Source organism: Paraburkholderia sediminicola, from assembly GCF_902859805.1.
Taxonomy (GTDB): domain Bacteria; phylum Pseudomonadota; class Gammaproteobacteria; order Burkholderiales; family Burkholderiaceae; genus Paraburkholderia; species Paraburkholderia sediminicola.
In genome coordinates this window covers 62,911-78,764 of sequence record NZ_CADIKC010000016.1, presented here as the reverse complement: position 1 = coordinate 78,764, position 15,854 = coordinate 62,911, and the positions used below count along the sequence as shown (strand labels likewise).

At 63.5% G+C, this 15,854-nt stretch carries 15 protein-coding genes; 7 read left to right on the top strand and 8 right to left on the bottom strand.

The features are described 5' to 3' along the window. The 8 genes from R8871_RS34945 to mpl form a co-directional block, all read right to left on the bottom strand. A complete protein-coding gene (locus R8871_RS34945; RefSeq protein WP_175054486.1) occupies window positions 1-1,059 on the bottom strand; it encodes a 2-dehydro-3-deoxygalactonokinase in 1,059 nt (352 codons plus the stop codon). Then, window positions 1,056-2,036 carry an IclR family transcriptional regulator gene (locus tag R8871_RS34940; RefSeq protein WP_175054485.1) on the bottom strand — a complete coding sequence of 327 codons (981 nt, stop codon included), beginning with the start codon at window positions 2,034-2,036 and terminating at the stop codon, window positions 1,056-1,058. Before R8871_RS34940 ends, R8871_RS34945 begins: the two co-directional genes overlap by 4 nt. Window positions 2,037-2,740: 704 nt before the next feature. Next, a complete protein-coding gene (locus R8871_RS34935; RefSeq protein ID WP_175054484.1) occupies window positions 2,741-3,091 on the bottom strand; it encodes a hypothetical protein in 351 nt (116 codons plus the stop codon). Window positions 3,092-3,440: 349 nt separating this feature from the next. Continuing rightward, entirely contained in the window at window positions 3,441-4,163 is a 723-nt protein-coding gene (mtgA, locus tag R8871_RS34930) for a monofunctional biosynthetic peptidoglycan transglycosylase (RefSeq protein WP_175054483.1), read from the bottom strand. A gap of 72 nt (window positions 4,164-4,235) precedes the next feature. After that, a complete protein-coding gene (gene aroE, locus R8871_RS34925) occupies window positions 4,236-5,099 on the bottom strand; it encodes a shikimate dehydrogenase (protein WP_175054482.1) in 864 nt (287 codons plus the stop codon). Next, a complete protein-coding gene (locus R8871_RS34920; protein ID WP_175054481.1) occupies window positions 5,096-7,210 on the bottom strand; it encodes a ribonuclease catalytic domain-containing protein in 2,115 nt (704 codons plus the stop codon). Before R8871_RS34920 ends, aroE begins: the two co-directional genes overlap by 4 nt. 181 nt (window positions 7,211-7,391) lie before the next feature. Beyond that, window positions 7,392-7,994 (bottom strand): YqiA/YcfP family alpha/beta fold hydrolase, encoded by a 603-nt coding sequence (locus tag R8871_RS34915; RefSeq protein WP_175054480.1) that lies wholly within the window; start codon window positions 7,992-7,994, stop codon window positions 7,392-7,394. Further along, window positions 7,991-9,397 carry a UDP-N-acetylmuramate:L-alanyl-gamma-D-glutamyl-meso-diaminopimelate ligase gene (mpl, locus tag R8871_RS34910; protein ID WP_175054479.1) on the bottom strand — a complete coding sequence of 469 codons (1,407 nt, stop codon included), beginning with the start codon at window positions 9,395-9,397 and terminating at the stop codon, window positions 7,991-7,993. Before mpl ends, R8871_RS34915 begins: the two co-directional genes overlap by 4 nt. 212 nt (window positions 9,398-9,609) lie before the next feature. On the opposite strand from mpl, the gene R8871_RS34905 reads away from it, so the two are divergent. The 7 genes from R8871_RS34905 to R8871_RS34875 all read left to right on the top strand — a co-directional run bounded on the left by R8871_RS34905 (window position 9,610) and on the right by R8871_RS34875 (window position 15,807). Further along, window positions 9,610-10,263 carry a UDP-N-acetylmuramate--alanine ligase gene (locus tag R8871_RS34905; protein ID WP_175054478.1) on the top strand — a complete coding sequence of 218 codons (654 nt, stop codon included), beginning with the start codon at window positions 9,610-9,612 and terminating at the stop codon, window positions 10,261-10,263. A 17-nt stretch (window positions 10,264-10,280) separates the two neighbouring features. Beyond that, on the top strand, window positions 10,281-10,829 hold the full coding sequence (locus tag R8871_RS34900; RefSeq protein WP_175054477.1) for a TlpA family protein disulfide reductase: 549 nt from the start codon (window positions 10,281-10,283) through the stop codon (window positions 10,827-10,829). A gap of 194 nt (window positions 10,830-11,023) precedes the next feature. Then, a complete protein-coding gene (gene aroQ / locus R8871_RS34895) occupies window positions 11,024-11,479 on the top strand; it encodes a type II 3-dehydroquinate dehydratase (protein ID WP_093645199.1) in 456 nt (151 codons plus the stop codon). Window positions 11,480-11,555: 76 nt separating this feature from the next. After that, the gene (gene accB, locus R8871_RS34890) at window positions 11,556-12,026 is read left to right on the top strand and encodes an acetyl-CoA carboxylase biotin carboxyl carrier protein (protein WP_175054476.1); all 471 of its coding nucleotides are present in this window, start codon (window positions 11,556-11,558) and stop codon (window positions 12,024-12,026) included. A gap of 127 nt (window positions 12,027-12,153) precedes the next feature. Beyond that, complete coding sequence (accC, locus tag R8871_RS34885) at window positions 12,154-13,521, top strand: acetyl-CoA carboxylase biotin carboxylase subunit (protein WP_054040733.1); 1,368 nt, start codon at window positions 12,154-12,156, stop codon at window positions 13,519-13,521. Window positions 13,522-13,524: 3 nt separating this feature from the next. Beyond that, entirely contained in the window at window positions 13,525-14,427 is a 903-nt protein-coding gene (gene prmA, locus R8871_RS34880; RefSeq protein ID WP_175054475.1) for a 50S ribosomal protein L11 methyltransferase, read from the top strand. Between the two features lie 48 nt (window positions 14,428-14,475). Continuing rightward, window positions 14,476-15,807 carry a zinc-ribbon and DUF3426 domain-containing protein gene (locus R8871_RS34875; protein WP_175054474.1) on the top strand — a complete coding sequence of 444 codons (1,332 nt, stop codon included), beginning with the start codon at window positions 14,476-14,478 and terminating at the stop codon, window positions 15,805-15,807. Window positions 15,808-15,854: the final 47 nt, after the last annotated feature.

The window sequence follows — 15,854 nt, the reverse complement described above, 5'->3', positions numbered from 1 at the left end:
TTAGCCGGCGTGCGCCGCTTGCGGCGTGGGCTTGACGAGCCCCGCCTGGGTGGCGACGCGCCACAAGCCGCGCTCGGTGGCGTGCTTCACCAGCTCCGCGTGCGTGCAACCGAATTGCACGAGTGCTACGCGATAGCGCTCGCACAGCGCTTCATTGCCGATCAGACGCAGATGCTGTCCGGCGAGCGAACTTTGCTGTTGCGCCAGCGCGGCTTCGAGACCCGCCAGTTCGTGCCCGATCAGCAAACCCGACAGATAGTCCGGCTGCTGTTCGCGCGAAAGTTGTCCGGTGAGCCCGAGCGTGCGGGAGCTGAATACCGTGGCCAGCACGCCCGCCTGACCTTTATCGCGCGCGATGTTCACGCCATGCAGAAACGAAGCGGTATCCGGACGATCCGGCGTGACCATCGTGCGGCCGAGGATGGTGTGCTCGCGCAATGCCGCGAACACTTCACCGGTCATGAAGGTATGAAAACGTTCGATGCGGCCCGCCTGCACGACAGCCCATTTCGCGTGTGTGCCAGGCAAGCCGATCAGTGCGCGCTTACTGCTGTCCGCTGCACCCGTGTCCTGCCCCAGCGCGCCGAAAATCTGGGTTTCTTCGCCGCGCATGACGTTGGGCAACTCGCCGCGCTGCAGGACGCCAGGCACGATATGCAGCGTCACGCCGCACGCGGCTTTCACACGGACGATGCCGGCCACCAGCGCATCCGCATTCGCCGGCGCGTCGACATACGGTGCTTCGAGCCAGCCTTGCGCGCTGCCGACCATACCGGCTGCGATCACCGACACGGCGGGCGCCTGTTCAAGCCAGGCACCGCACGCTTCCTCGAAGGCGGCGTCGAAGCCGCCTTGCTCGGCGCTACGCGGCAAATTCATAATGCCGGCCGTCGATGCCCGCGTCGCCAGTACCTCGCCGGCCGCGTCATACAGATACGCGCGCAGCGACGTCGTGCCCCAGTCGAGCGCAATGAGCGCTGCGTCCTGGAAGGTAGCGTCGGAGACCGCGGCGGCGTGCACCGGATTGGCCGCTTGCGTGTGAGAACCCGCTCGCTTCATCGTTTGATCCTGCGGGTTGCCGGTTGCGGGGCACGCCAGCCGAGTTCTTCCGAGATCGCACGCGCTTCGCGCTGCACGACCGGAATCAGTTCATCCATGCGTTCGAGCGACATATACGGAATCGTGCTCGCTACCGACAGCGCCGCCACGACTGCGCCCGATGCATCGCGCACCGGCGCCGCGACGCAACGAATCGACGCTTCGTTTTCTTCGAGGTCGAAGGTGTAGCCGCCGGCGGCGTAGTTGGTCATGCGTTGCATGAAGGTCTGCGCATCGGGGCGGTTATCCGGCTTGAAACTGACGCCGGCAAGCGCGCGCCGCGATGCTTCGAAGAGCGACTGCCAGACGTCCGGCGTGAGGTCGAGCATCATGGCCTTGCCGATCCCCGTCGACGCCAGCGGCATCCGGTGGCCGACGCGCGAGCGCATTTCGAGGCCACGGGTGCCGGGGATCTTGTCGATGTACAGCACGTCGTCGCCATCGCGCACGCCGAGGTGGATCGTGTCGAGCGTTTGCTCGGCGAGCGATTCGAGATGCTGCCGGGCCACGGTCGTGAGCGGCATCTGTTCGAGCGCGATGGTGCCGAGTTCGATCAGCTTCGGGCCGAGCAGATAGCCGCCTTGCACTTGCCGCAGATAGCGCGCCTGCACGAGGCTGCTCACCAGCCGATGCGTGGTGCTGCGCGTCGTGCCGAGCGCGGCGCCGAAGGTGCGCAGATCGCGCACGCCGGCGGCGGCGGCTTCCAGAATCGCCAGACCGCGCAGCAGGGTTTGCGTGCCGGCTTGTTGCGGCGTGATGTCGAGCAACGTGCTCGGCAAGGCGATTTCGTCGACCACGGGCGGATGCTGGACGCTGGCGCGTGAAACCTTCGCAGCGTTGGCAGCCTGCCGCGGCGCGGCGCTGGAAGCGTGATCGGCCTGCGGCGCCAGATCGGCGTCAGACGCGCTTACGGCGTGAGTGGGCATCGCTTTGTTCATGGCGATTCGCTTTCAGGTAGTTTTTTGCGCTTACAGCGCGGGGCCGGAGAGGAGGCCTGATTTGCTCGCGGTGCGTGTGTTGCCACTGGCGCGGGCATGCGGTTGCTGCCTTTGGGGCTTTGGCATGGTTTGGCTTTGTCTCCGGTTTTTTTCTTGCTGTCGCTGGTCGTGGGCTTTTTTGCTCACGGTGCGTGTTGGGTTGGATTGTAGGGCGGTTTTTTGGAAATCTCCAATATGTGAATGTTTGATTCATATAATGGGATTTTGGCTTGCCGGGGGCTTGTTGGGTGGTTTGCCTGCGGCGGGGGGTTTTCTTGAGCTTGTTGCTTGCTGGGCGCTTGTTCGTCAGTGTTCCTGGGGCTTTGGCCTTTCCTTGTTCTGGCTTTCGTGCCTTTCCTTGCTTTGTTAGTGGTCTATTAGCGTTGCCCCTGTGCGGGGCGGCACCTACTTTTCTTTGCTTGCCGCAAAGAAAAGTAGGCAAAAGAAAGCGGCTCAAACCGCTAATGCTAAGTGGGGCCCGTGGTCTGCTGCGGGTAGTGGTGCGACTGGAATCCGTGTTCTCGCACATTCCGCGTTAGTGACAAAGGTGTCATCAGCTCCCACTCCGCACTGCGTGCGTCGCGGACGGGTCTGCAGGGGAAACCACGGGCTTCGGTTGAGGTTTGCGGGGCCGTCGGCTTCGCCTCGGCGACGCGCCTCTGCATTCAGCCCGGAACGCCCTCTTTAAACGATATGTCGGTGTGCTGAATCACCGCTCCTCCTCGCTTCACCCCGCCCCCATCCCAGCCACGGTCGCGTTCGCATCTGCCGTTGCCGTTGCCGTTGCCGTTGCCGTTGCCGTTGCCGTTGCCGTTGCCGTTGCCGTTGCCGTTGCCGTTGCCGTTGCCGTTGCCGTTGCCGTTGCCGTTGCCGTTGCCGTGGGCGTGGGCGTGGGCGTGGGCGTGGGCGTGGGCGTTGGCGTGGGCGTTGGCGTGGGCGTGGGCGTTGGCGTTGGCGTTGCAAGCGGAATCGGAATCGGAATCGGAATCGGAATCGAGATGGTGATGGCGGCGCAATGACGAGTCACGGCCCGTCGACGAGGCTTAGGAATTGAAACGTAGAGGGAGGTTTTAAGAAGTACTCTTCGGCGCGCGCAGCGTCGCCGGAAGTATGACGCCCTTGTCACTGGCGCCGAATGCGGGAGAACACAGATTCCAGATGCACCACTACCCGCTGCAAGCTACGGTGCCCAATTAGCATTAGTGGTTTGAGCCGCTTTCTTTTGCCTACTTTTCTTTGCGGCAGGCAAAGAAAAGTAGGTGCCGCCCCGCACAGGGGCAACGCTAATAGACCACTAACAAAACAAGGAAAAGCACCAAGACCAGAGAACACGAACAACAAGCGCCGCACAGGCAAAAAAAACCGTCAATCTGGCAACTCAGCAGCCCCCATCCTCCGCGCAATCACGCGCGACCTCTGAGCCAGATACGCTGAGCCCCTGTGCTCATCAAAATACTTCGGCTGCGGCAGCATCACAGCAAGCCGCGCCGACTGCCCGGCGGTCAATTTGGCCGCAGAAGTCTTGTAGTAATAATGCGCGGCCGCCTCCGCGCCATAAACCCCATTGCCCCATTCAACGGAGTTGAGATAAATCTCAAAGATCCGCTGCTTGTCCATCAGGGTCTCAAGCATCCACGTGATGATCAGTTCCTGACCCTTGCGGATATAACTCTTCTCACGAGATAGAAAAAGATTCCGCGCCAACTGCTGCGTAATCGTCGACCCGCCGCGAACGATCTTGCCCTTGGCCTTGTTCTTCTCCCACGCCTGCAAAATGGCGTCAGTCTCGTAGCCGTTGTTGTTGACGAAGTTCGCGTCTTCGGAAGCGATAATCGCGCGCTTCAGATTGTGCGAAATCTGTTCGTACGGCACCCACGTGCGTTGCACCGACAGATCAGGCCGATCCTGCGACAAGCGCCACGCGTCCGATCGCATAAAAGCGGTCGACCGGGGATTCGTGTAATTCCACACCGCGATCTGCGCGAAGTAAAACGCCTGCGTCGCAAGCCACGCAATCGCCACCACAGCGCCCAGATAAAACACCCATCGCACCGGACCTGGCCGGCTCGCGCGCCGCGTTGCTTTCATCGTGACTGGAGTCCTCGAGTCGGTGAACGTGCGTGGTGGTGAGTTGCGTATTCTGGAAATTAAAACGGGGGTCTACGCGTGCGGCGGCGCCGTCAACAACGTTCGCAATTCAGCCAGCACCGGCGCGCCGTCAGGTCGCACGCCACGCCACACGTAAAACGATTCGGCCGCCTGCTCGACCAGCATGCCGAGGCCGTCGGCGCCGCGTGCGCCCAGCTTCCGCGCGTGCTCCATAAACACCGTCGGATGCGCGCCGTACATCATGTCGTAGGCGAGCGTGCCGGCGCCGAACGCGCGGTCGTCGCATTCGGGCAACGAAGCATCCAGACTGCCCGCCGTCGCGTTGACGATCACGTCGTATGTCCCTGCTTCGATCGCTCGCGCGCTGCCGCCGGTCAGACGGCAAGCGGCGTCGCGTGCGGCCTGCGCGAACTGGTCCACGAGCGCTTCGGCCTTCGCTGCCGTACGGTTGACGATCGTCAGCGTATGCGGCGAGCGATCCAGCATCGGCAGTACGACGCCACGCGCAGCACCACCCGCACCAAGCAGCAAAATCCGTGCACCCTTCAATGAAACGCCGAGATTCACCTCGATGTCTCGCACGAGGCCGAAGCCGTCCGTGTTGTCGCCGTAGACACCGTTTGCGTCGAACCGCAATGTGTTTACCGCGCCCGCTGCTGACGCTCGCGGCGAAAGGGTGTTGGCGAACGCATGCGCGTCGAGTTTGAATGGCACCGTCACGTTCATGCCGCGGCCGCCAGCTTCGATAAAAGCGCGCACATGCGGCACAAACGCATCGACCGGCGCGAGCAAGTGGCCGTACTCGATCGGCTCGCCGGTTTGCGCGGCAAAACGGCCATGAATGAACGGCGATTTGCTATGGCCGACCGGGTTGCCGATGACCGCGTAGCGGTCGTGCGAATCGCTGACGCTCATCGTCCCGGCTCCGCTACGTGCTGCTGATCGGCTGCCGCATCGCTGGTGCCGGCGGCGTTTTCGGCGTCGCCGGGTTCGGCCGCGCCGCCGTCGAGGTCGGCTTCCGCCTGAGCCTCGGCTTCGCCTTCGGCGCTTTCCTCCGCCACGTCGATGATTTCTTCTTCACCCTCGTCGGCTTCTTCAGCTTCGCTGCCGCTCGTCACCGTCGGCGCGTCGAGCACGTGCAGCAGGCGCACGGACGCTTCGACGGTCAGTTCGTCGATGGACATCACTTCCATCTGCAAGCGCGTACCGCGTGCGTGCACGCCGAGACCCGGCACATGCAGGAGCAGCGGAATCTCTTCCAGACGCACGAGATCGCCCTTCACCACCGATGCCACCACCTGCTTGCGATTCTCCTGCTTCAGCCAGCGCAGGCACCAGAAGTACTCCATGCGACGCTGGTGATCGGCGTACGCCGTGTAGGTGTCGTCGAAACCTTGGACGACGGCAAACAGATCGGCGTCCTTAGGCTTGAACGGCGCGGCCAGTTTTGCGGTGACGCCATGCTGCACGCAGGCGAGCAACTGCCACTGGTTCACGAGATCGACGTAGCGGCGCAACGGCGAGGTGCTCCACGCGTATTGCGTGACGCCCAGGCCTTCGTGCGGCGCCGCATTGGTCTGCATGCGAGTGCGTTTCGGACCGGTCGGCGCACCGAACGCGCGCTGCGAACGATAGATGCCCGGCACGCCGTGGTCGTGCAGGAACGCGCCCCACGATGAGTTGGCGAGAATCGCGAGCTCCGCGACAATCGTGTCGAGCGGCGACCCACGCCGACGCGGCGTGATCGTGATGTGCTCGCCTTCCACGTAGAAGTTGAAATCGGTGTTGCGCTGCACTTCGCGACGCAGACCGTAACCGGCGCGCGCGGTCTGACGCTTTTCGAACAGCGCCTGCGCGAACGACCACAGCACGGCGATGTCTTCCTTGTGCGGATAGTCGCCGGTACCGGCGGCCAGCGCCTCTTCGGTGACCAGTTCATCCAGCGTGTTGTGGCGCAGATTATTCTTCACGAACACGCGCTCGGCGCGCGTTTCGCTCGCCACGATTTCCTGCGTCTCGCGATTGATGATCACGTAAAGCGACAACGCCGGCCGCAAGCCGCCTTCAGCCAGCGTAAACGCTTCCACGACGCTATCCGGCAGCATCGTGATCTTGTCGCCCGGCATATAGACCGTCGACAGACGCGTACGCGCGATCGCATCGACCTCGTCGCCACGTTCAATGCCCAGCGCCGGCGCGGCGATGTGCACGCCGATCCGCACGCGGCCGTCGGCCAGATGCTCGACGGAGAAGGCATCGTCGATTTCAGTGGTGGTGATGTCGTCGATCGAGAACGCCTGGACATCGGCTTCCGGCAGATCTTCCGGCAATGTGCCGACCGTGACCGGCGGAAAACCGGTGCCGTGCGGGAAAAACTCGGAGAGGAATTTCGCCTCATGCAACGCGCGAGCCGACGGAATTCCGCCGCATTCGAGCATCAGGCGCGCCTGCGAGATGCCGCGCGCCGCTGCCGCGCCTTCTAGCGCCTTGTATTCGATCGTGTTCTTGTCGGGCCTCGTGAGCAAAGCCAGCGCCTTGCTGCCGCTGAAGCCTTCCGGCAGACGGCCTGCCTTCAGTTCGTCTTCGTAACCGGCCTGCACCAGCGCCTGCTGACGCTTGCGCTCAAGCCCGGCGAGCGCCATCTTGAGTTGCTCCTGCGGCGCGCGCTGGTACATGCCGCGGCCCTTGCGACGGAAGTAGACGGGTGCGCCGTGCATGCGCAACACCAGCGCCGCGCGCTCGATCGAACCAAACGATTCGCCGAAGTACTCGGCGCCCAGCGTGGCAAACGGAAATTCGTCTTCCGGCGCGCATTCCCACAGGAAGTCCAGATCGATGTCCTGCGCGGCGGCCTCGGCCTGTTGCATCAGCTCGCCCGCGCTCGGCTTTTCGAATTCGATCAGCACGTCTTTCGCGCGCACCTTGGCGCGCCGGCCGCCCGGCAACTCGACCTGAAAAGCATCGCCCTGACGCGACAGCACGCTGCCCGCCTTGAAACTGCCCGATTCCTCGAAGAAAACGTTCACTCAATACTCTCGTTCTGACTTGCATCCGCCGGCGCGCCCGATTGGGTTCAGCTATCGGTCACTGCGTGCGCGGCACGGCAACGTGTTCGTGGTAGTGGATCCGCGGCGCGATACGCGCGCGCCGGCGGCATGATTCTGGTGATCCGCAACGGCATCGCTGCAGGATCGTGGGTCGATGCCTTCAGGCCGCTTCGCGCGGCGCCGGCGGCTCGACGTCTTCGGCATCGCAAAAGGCCAGCACATCGTCGACGTATTGCGCGAATTCGCTGATCGCGTGGTCACTCCCTTCGATCAGCGTAGTGCGTGCGCCCGGATAGTGCGCGAGCATTTCGCGGTAATCGAGCACTTCGTCGCCGGTGGCAGCCATCAAATAATAGCGTTCGGGCCGCGTGATCGCCGCGACGCCGAGCGCGCGCAGCTCGTCCAGATGATGCGGCTCGACCGTGATGCTGCCGCCGCCGTGCCACAGCGGCTGCTCGCCGAGATAGGCGCTCAGATCGCGTTGCGGCACGACCGCCGGGTTCAGCAGCACCGCCGGCCAGCCGTGCTTCTCGGCGAGATGTGTGGCGAAGTAGCCGCCGAGCGAACTGCCGATCACCGTGACGTCTTTCGGCTTCGCCGCCGCGACCAGCGATTCGGCGAGCGTCACGGTCTCGAACGGCGAGACCGGCAGCATCGGACAGCACCATTCGTCGCTGCGGCCGAGCTCGACGAGGCGCGCCGCCAGCACGCGCGCCTTGAACGAATTGGGTGACGAACGGAAACCGTGCAGATAAAGGATCACGAAGCGCCTCGTGCGGAAAGTGCCGCGGACAACGCCTCAAGCAGCTTCTGATGCACGCCGCCGAAGCCGCCGTTGCTCATCACCAGAATCTGGTCGCCGGGGCGCGCTGCGTGGACTACTGCTTTGACCAGCGCGTCGAGATTGTCGAAAGCCTGCGCTTTGCCGCCGAGCGGTGCGAGCGCCTCGCCGAGATCCCAGCCGAGCGCGTCACGGCCGGCCGGTGCGCCGTAGCCGAACACGAGGTCGGCGTCGGCCAGACTCGCCGGCAGTTGCGCCTTCATCACGCCGAGCTTCATGGTGTTCGAGCGCGGTTCCAGCACGGCCAGGATTCGCGTGTTTTCATGGCCGACGCGTGCGCGCAGGCCCGCCACCGTGGTTTCGATCGCCGTGGGGTGGTGGGCGAAATCGTCGTAGACGGTGACACCGTCGACGCTGCCGCGCACTTCCATGCGGCGCTTCACATTCCGGAAACTCGCCAGCGACTTCGCGGCTTGCGCCGGCGGCACGCCGACATGGCGCGCGGCGGCGATCGCGGCCAGCGCATTCATGCGGTTGTGCTCGCCCTGCACCTGCCACTCGACCACGCCGACGCGCTCACTGTTGTGATACACAGCGAAACGTTCGTCGACCGGCACGCCGTCTTCCGCCGGCAGGGTTTCCCAGCCGCCTTGCACGCCGAACCGTTCGACTTCGCTCCAGCAACCGCGCGTCAGCACGCGCTCCAGCGCGTCTTCACGACCGTTCGTGACGATACGGCCGATGCCCGGCACCGTGCGGATCAGGTGATGGAACTGCGTTTCGATCGCCGCCAGATCCGGGAAAATGTCGGCGTGATCGAACTCGAGGTTGTTCAGCACCGCGGTTTTCGGCCGGTAGTGGACGAACTTCGAGCGCTTGTCGAAGAAGGCCGTGTCGTACTCGTCGGCTTCGATCACGAAAAAGCTCGAATCGGTCAGCCGCGCCGACACGCCGAAGTTCAACGGCACGCCGCCGATCAGGAAGCCCGGATTGAGACCCGCGTCTTCGAGCAGCCAGGTCAGCATCGAACTGGTGGTGGTCTTGCCGTGCGTGCCGGCCACCGCCAGCACCCACTTGCCATTCAGCACGTGCTCGCCGAGCCACTGCGGACCGGAGACATACGGCAGGCCGCGATCGAGAATTGCTTCCATCAGCGGGTTGCCGCGCGAGACCACGTTGCCGATCACAAACAGGTCGGCATTGAGGCCGTTCAACTGCTCGGCGTCATAGCCTTCAATCAGACGAATGCCTTGCGCCTCGAGCTGTGTGCTCATTGGCGGATAGACGCCGGCGTCGCAGCCCGTCACGGTGTGGCCCGCGCCGCGCGCGAGGACCGCGAGTCCGCCCATGAACGTGCCGCAGATACCGAGGATGTGGATGTGCATAAGCCTGTCGTGCCGCGCGGGCGTATTTTGCGAGGGATGGGAGTGCAGAAGAGCGGTCGAAACGACCGTCCGCAAAGGACGCTATTGTAACCGACGCCTCCAAATCGCCCTACGAACGGGGCCGCCAGGATGGCTGCCCGTCCCGCCCCGGCAAAACGCCCTGCGTGAACCGCCCAGAAAGGGCTGTCATCAATCTCTAGTATGATTGAGAGATGGTTCGCAAATCACATTTCGATCCGCAGCGCGTGCGCGAGGAAATCGCCATCGCCGCTGCCCGGATGATCGCTGAAGACGGTCTGGACTACGCAACGGCCAAGCGTAAAGCGGCACGGCAGGTAGTCGGCGAGAGCCGTGTTGCCGGCGAATGGCTGCCGGATAACGACCAGATTGAAGAAGAAATCCGTGAATATCAGTCGCTGTTCCAGGGTGACAGCCAGCCGGCGCTGCTGCGGCGGCTGCGCCGCATCGCGATCGACTGGATGGAGCGGCTTGCGCCGTTCAATCCCTATCTGACCGGCGCGGTGCTCGGCGGTACAGCCGGCGAACACTCGGATATTCACCTTCAGGTGTTCTGCGACAACCCGAAAGAAGTCGCGATCTACTTTCTGAACGCCAACATCCAGTACGACGTTTCCGAGACACGGCATTTCGCCGGGCGCGGCTATGTCGAGACGCTGAGCTTCCTCTGGCGCCCCACGAACGAAGGGCGCGATGCGGAGCCGGCCGGCATCCACGTCGCCCTGTACGAAACGGACGACCTGCGCGGCGCGGTTCGGGCCGACGCGCGCGGCCGCACGGCCCGGGCGAATCAGCAGACCGTTCAGGCGCTGCTCGACAGCAGCAACGTCACCTCCTCAACCAATTAGACAGACCTAGACCTGGAATGAATACGACACGGATTCTGGCAGGCGCGCTTGTCGCGATCGCCGCTGCGGGCGGCGGGGTGCTGGCCAATCACTTGCTGAATGGCGACCCGGAAGTCGCCCACGCGGCGCAGCCCGGTTCCACGCAAAGCGCCGTCGAGCAACTTTGGACCGCGCCCGTCACGAATGTCGAAGGCAAGCCGCAATCGCTAAGTTTGCTTAAAGGCCACCCAATCGTCGTCAACTTCTGGGCGTCGTGGTGCGGACCGTGCGTCGAGGAAATGCCCGCTCTTTCGCAACTTCAGCGCGAATATGCGAAGAAAGGAATCCAGTTCGTAGGACTTGGCGTCGATTCGGATAAAAACGTGCAGGCATTCCTGCAGAAGGTGAAAGTGGCCTATCCGGTCTATGTGACCGGGTTCGGCGGCGCCGACCTCGCGCGCGCGTTCGGCAATACTGCCGGCGGCCTGCCCTTTACCGTCGTTATTGACGCAAAAGGCAACATCCGCTCGACAAAATTAGGGCAAATCGACCCGCAAGCGCTGAAACAGACGCTCGACGCGCTCTAAATTTCACATTCTTTTGACGATCAGATCGGGGCAAAAGGCGCGAAATTACGCGCAAATCGCTCAAATTTGAGAGAAGATGGGCGCCCGGAGAGGTGGCGAAAGATCGCCGGGATCGTTTCCAACGCGCAGGAAACTAGACAAGTTTCTCTAATCAGCGCTAAAGTGCGCCCAATTCCACGGAAAAAGAAGCGACCATGACGCGACTGCTGGTACTGCACGGCCCCAACCTCAACCTTCTCGGCACACGGGAACCGGAGGTTTATGGCCGCGTAACGCTGCCGCAGATCGATCAGGCACTTGCGGACCGCGCAGCGGACGCAGGCGTCGAACTCGCGTCGTTCCAGAGCAATCATGAAGGCGCTCTCGTCGATCGCATCCAATCCGCCCGGACTGAACAAACCGATTTCATACTGATCAATCCCGCCGCGTACACGCACACCAGCGTGGCCATTCGGGACGCACTGGCGGGGGTCGGCATCCCGTTCGTCGAGATTCATCTCTCGAACGTACATCGCCGCGAACCGTTCCGGCATCACTCGTATTTCTCCGACCAGGCTGAAGGCGTGATTTGCGGCCTTGGCTGGAAGGGGTACATGTACGCGCTCGAATTCGCGCTCGACCGGCTGTCCGCCGGCTCGTCGCGCGGCTGATTCCAAACACGTCTAATTTGCGCCGGGTATTGCGATTGCACGCGCCGGCACTTTACGCATTGAAAGGGGCTTCCTGATGGATCTACGTAAACTGAAAACTCTGATCGACCTCGTCTCGGAGTCCGGTATTTCCGAACTCGAAGTGACCGAAGGCGAAGGCAAGGTCCGCATCGTCAAGAATGCGCCGCCGGTTTACGTGCAACCGTCCGCTTCGTATGCTCCGCAATATGCCCAGCCGGCACCGCTGCCGGGCGGCGAAGCACCGGCCGCAGCTGCGGGCGCCCCGGCTACGCCGGCCGCCGTCGCGCCGCAAGGCCACGTGGTGACCTCGCCGATGGTCGGCACGTTCTACCGCGCGCCGTCGCCGGGCGCCGATCCGTTCGTCCAGGTGGGCGACACGGTCAAGGAAGGCCAGACGATCTGCATCATCGAAGCGATGAAGCTGCTCAACGAAATCGAGTCGGACAAGTCCGGCGTGGTGAAGGAAATCCTCGTCGAGAACGGCCAGGCGGTCGAGTACGGTCAACCGCTGTTCGTGGTCGGCTAACGCGGCACGCTTTGCGCTTTTTGCGCCTGCCGCCCGCGCGCCTGCCCTCCCGGGGCGCGCGACCGATCCTCTGAGGCAGCCTGTGTTGTGATCAACCGGGCGCCCATTGATGAGTCGAAAATCCGCTATGTTTGAAAAAATTCTCATTGCCAATCGTGGCGAGATCGCGCTTCGTATCCAGCGCGCCTGCCGCGAACTGGGCGTCAAGACGGTCGTCGTCTATTCGGAAGCCGACAAGGAAGCCAAGTACGTGAAGCTCGCCGACGAGGCGGTCTGTATCGGCCCGGCGCCTTCGAATCTGAGCTACCTGAACATGCCGGCGCTGATCAGCGCGGCCGAAGTGACGGACGCCGAAGCGATCCACCCCGGCTACGGCTTCCTGTCGGAAAACGCCGACTTCGCCGAGCGCGTCGAGCAGTCCGGCTTCACCTTCATCGGCCCGCGCCCGGAAACCATCCGGATGATGGGCGACAAGGTGACCGCCAAGCAAACCATGATCAAGACCGGCGTGCCTTGCGTGCCGGGTTCTGAAGGCGCATTGCCGGAAGATCCGAAAGAGATCGTGAAAATTGCCCGCCAGGTCGGCTACCCGGTGATCATCAAGGCCGCCGGCGGCGGCGGTGGCCGCGGCATGCGCGTGGTCCACACCGAAGCGGCGCTGGTCAACGCGGTCAACATGACGCGCGAAGAAGCCGGACGTGCGTTCGGCAACCCGCAGGTCTACATGGAGAAATTCCTGGAGAACCCGCGGCACATCGAAATTCAGATCCTGTCCGACTCGTTCAAGAACGCAGTCTGGCTCGGCGAGCGCGATTGCTCGATGCAGCGCCGTCACCAGAAAGTGATCGAAGAAGCGCCGGCGCCGGGCATCGCGCGCCGCCTGATCGATCGCATCGGCGATCGCTGCGCGGACGCCTGCAAGAAGATGGGCTATCTTGGCGCGGGTACGTTCGAATTCCTGTACGAAAACGGCGAGTTCTACTTCATCGAAATGAACACGCGCGTGCAGGTCGAGCATCCGGTGACCGAGCTGATCACGGGCGTCGACATCGTGCAGGAACAGATTCGCATCGCGGCGGGCGAGAAGCTCGCGTTCCGCCAGCGCGACATCGTGTTCAAGGGTCACGCGATCGAATGCCGGATCAACGCGGAAGATCCGTTCAAGTTCACGCCGTCGCCGGGACGTTTGACGTCGTGGCATATGCCGGGCGGCCCCGGCATCCGCGTCGATTCGCACGCCTACAATGGTTATTTCGTGCCGCCGAACTATGATTCGATGATCGGCAAGCTGATCGCTTATGGCGCGACGCGCGAGCAGGCGATCAAGCGGATGCGCATCGCGCTGTCGGAAATGGTGGTGGAAGGCATCCAGACCAACATCCCGTTGCATCGCGAGCTGATGCTGGACGCGAAGTTCGTGGAAGGCGGCACCAGCATTCACTACCTCGAAAACCGCCTGGCCGCGAAGCAGCAGGCCGCGCCGGAAGAAGCGTAAGTCATGAGCTACCGGGAACTGATCGCCGAGCTGGCACGCGAGCACGCGGAGGAGTTCTCCGACGCGCTGCTCGAGTTGGGCGCATTGTCCGTATCGGTTGAAGATGCGGACGCTGACACGCCCGACGAGCAGCCGCTGTTCGGCGAGCCCGGTCTCACGCCGGATCGCACGGCATGGCAGCGTTCGCGCGTGATCGCACTGCTCGCGCCGGAACAGGAGCCGGCGGTGCTGCTCACGGCGGCGGCCAACGAAATTGGGCTGGAAAGCGCGCCATCGTTTACCGTGCGTGAAGTCGAAGAGCAGGATTGGGTCCGTCTCACGCAGTCGCAATTCGATCCGATTTCGATCGGCGAGCGCATCTGGGTGGTGCCCTCGTGGCACGACGCGCCGGACCCTGACGCACTCGTGCTGGAACTCGATCCGGGCCTCGCGTTCGGCACAGGCAGCCATCCCACTACGCGTCTGTGCATGGAATGGCTGGAGCAGTCGGTGAAGGCGGAGCAATCCGTGCTCGACTACGGCTGCGGCTCGGGCATCCTCGCGATCCTCGCGAGGAAGTGCGGCGCCAACCCGGTGTACGGCATCGATATCGACCCGCAGGCGGTCGAATCAGCGCGTCACAACAGCGAACGCAACCGGGTGGAAGTCACATACGGTTTGCCAGACGAATGCCCCACCGGCGAGTTCGATATCGTGGTCGCCAACATCCTGTCCAACCCGCTGAAGCTGATGGCGTCGATGTTGTCGTCGAAGGTCAAGCCGGGTGGCCGGATCGCGCTGTCAGGCATTCTGGCGCGCCAGGCGGACGAAGTGGCGCAGGTCTACTCGCGATGGATCGACATCGGCGTATGGCGCGAACACGAAGGTTGGGTATGCCTGACGGGAACGCGCCGCGAAAGCCATTAGAATAAGGCGTATTGTCCAACCAACGGCCTTTCGGCTTACCGGCTCAATATGCTCCTGGCGACGCGTTGCCCCTTCTGCGAAACCGTCTTCCGCCTGCAACCGGCGCAGCTCGCGCTGCGCCGCGGCCTCGTGCGTTGCGGGCATTGCCATGAAGTATTCGACGCATCGAGCAGCCTGTTCGAACTGAACGAGGCCGGCGACTTCTCCGCCGCCAAACCCATTGCCGCGGCTGCGGCGATCGAGGCTTTGTCCGGTATACGGCCCAAGGGCCCCGATTTCAGCGCTGAAGCGTGGGATCCGTGGGCACCGGCGCCCGACGCCGCGATCGACAACCGCCTGCTTCACAACGCCAGCAATCTGCCGCTTACGCCGATCTCCACCGGCGCAGGCGTTGCGGTCACCCCGCGTCACGCTACCGAGCCGGAACTGCCGGCGAGCGCCTTCACCGCACCGATTCCTACCGACCACGAACCCAGTCTCGCGAACGCGCCGCTCGAACCCGTCGCCCACGAGGCCGAGTCGCCCGCGGAGCTGCCGCGTGAGCCTTTCGCCCCCGAGGCCAATCCGTCTGCGGAAGCAGCGCCACGGGTCTGGCACAAGACCGAACGTCCTTCCGAACATCTTGCTGATGCTGACGAGCCGGTTTTGCGCGAGCCGGCCAGCTTGCATGGCATTCCTGACAATGAACCGCATTTCGGTGCGGCCGGCTTAGGTGCGGCAGGCGTAGGCGCTGCAAGCGTAGCTGCGGCGGCCGGAACGGGTGCAAGCGGCACGGGCGGTGGTTCGGGCCCAAGCCCGGCCTCATTTGGATCGAGCGGCGAACCCTTCGCGGTCCAACCGGTGCATGACGGCGTCGATCCCTTCCCGGTAGTACGCGAAACACGCCCGGCCGAACCGCGCCGCCTCGGCTGGATCATCTTCGGCTCGGTGGTCGCCGCGCTGCTGGTCATCGCCCTGCTCGCGCAACTCGCCTGGTGGCAGCGGGAAACCGTGCAGGTCTACTTCCCACGCTCGCAGACGCTCTACGTAAAGGCCTGCGCACAGCTCGGCTGCCAGATCACGCCGCCGCACGACATCGACGGTTTGCAGGTCGAGCCGTCCGACCTGCGGCAGATCGACGGCCCGCACAAGCTCGAACTGAAGATGCCGCTGCGCAACCGCGCCAATGTTGCGCTGGCCTACCCGGCCATCGAACTCACGCTGCTCGACGACCAGAACAATGTCGCCGTGCGCCGCGTGTTGTGGCCGCAAGACTACGTCGCACCCGGCACGCCGATCGCGGCCGGACTGCCGGCGCACACGACCCAGACCATGATCGTGCATCTCGACACGGGCAATGCGGTCGCGTCCAATTTCCGCGTACAGATTTTTTATCCGTAACGCATCCTCGCGCGCCCGGCACTGACCGGGCGTGTTCACCGTCATCA

What these genes read in the sequence shown, in the direction of transcription:
- R8871_RS34945 (WP_175054486.1), bottom strand. Translation starts at nt 1,059, where the DNA reads ATGAAGCGAGCGGGTTCTCACACGCAAGCGGCCAATCCGGTGCACGCC.
- R8871_RS34940 (WP_175054485.1), bottom strand. Translation starts at nt 2,036, where the DNA reads ATGAACAAAGCGATGCCCACTCACGCCGTAAGCGCGTCTGACGCCGAT.
- mtgA (WP_175054483.1), bottom strand. Translation starts at nt 4,163, where the DNA reads ATGAAAGCAACGCGGCGCGCGAGCCGGCCAGGTCCGGTGCGATGGGTG.
- aroE (WP_175054482.1), bottom strand. Translation starts at nt 5,099, where the DNA reads ATGAGCGTCAGCGATTCGCACGACCGCTACGCGGTCATCGGCAACCCG.
- mpl (WP_175054479.1), bottom strand. Translation starts at nt 9,397, where the DNA reads ATGCACATCCACATCCTCGGTATCTGCGGCACGTTCATGGGCGGACTC.
- R8871_RS34905 (WP_175054478.1), top strand. Translation starts at nt 9,610, where the DNA reads ATGGTTCGCAAATCACATTTCGATCCGCAGCGCGTGCGCGAGGAAATC.
- R8871_RS34900 (WP_175054477.1), top strand. Translation starts at nt 10,281, where the DNA reads ATGAATACGACACGGATTCTGGCAGGCGCGCTTGTCGCGATCGCCGCT.
- aroQ (WP_093645199.1), top strand. Translation starts at nt 11,024, where the DNA reads ATGACGCGACTGCTGGTACTGCACGGCCCCAACCTCAACCTTCTCGGC.
- accB (WP_175054476.1), top strand. Translation starts at nt 11,556, where the DNA reads ATGGATCTACGTAAACTGAAAACTCTGATCGACCTCGTCTCGGAGTCC.
- accC (WP_054040733.1), top strand. Translation starts at nt 12,154, where the DNA reads ATGTTTGAAAAAATTCTCATTGCCAATCGTGGCGAGATCGCGCTTCGT.
- prmA (WP_175054475.1), top strand. Translation starts at nt 13,525, where the DNA reads ATGAGCTACCGGGAACTGATCGCCGAGCTGGCACGCGAGCACGCGGAG.
- R8871_RS34875 (WP_175054474.1), top strand. Translation starts at nt 14,476, where the DNA reads ATGCTCCTGGCGACGCGTTGCCCCTTCTGCGAAACCGTCTTCCGCCTG.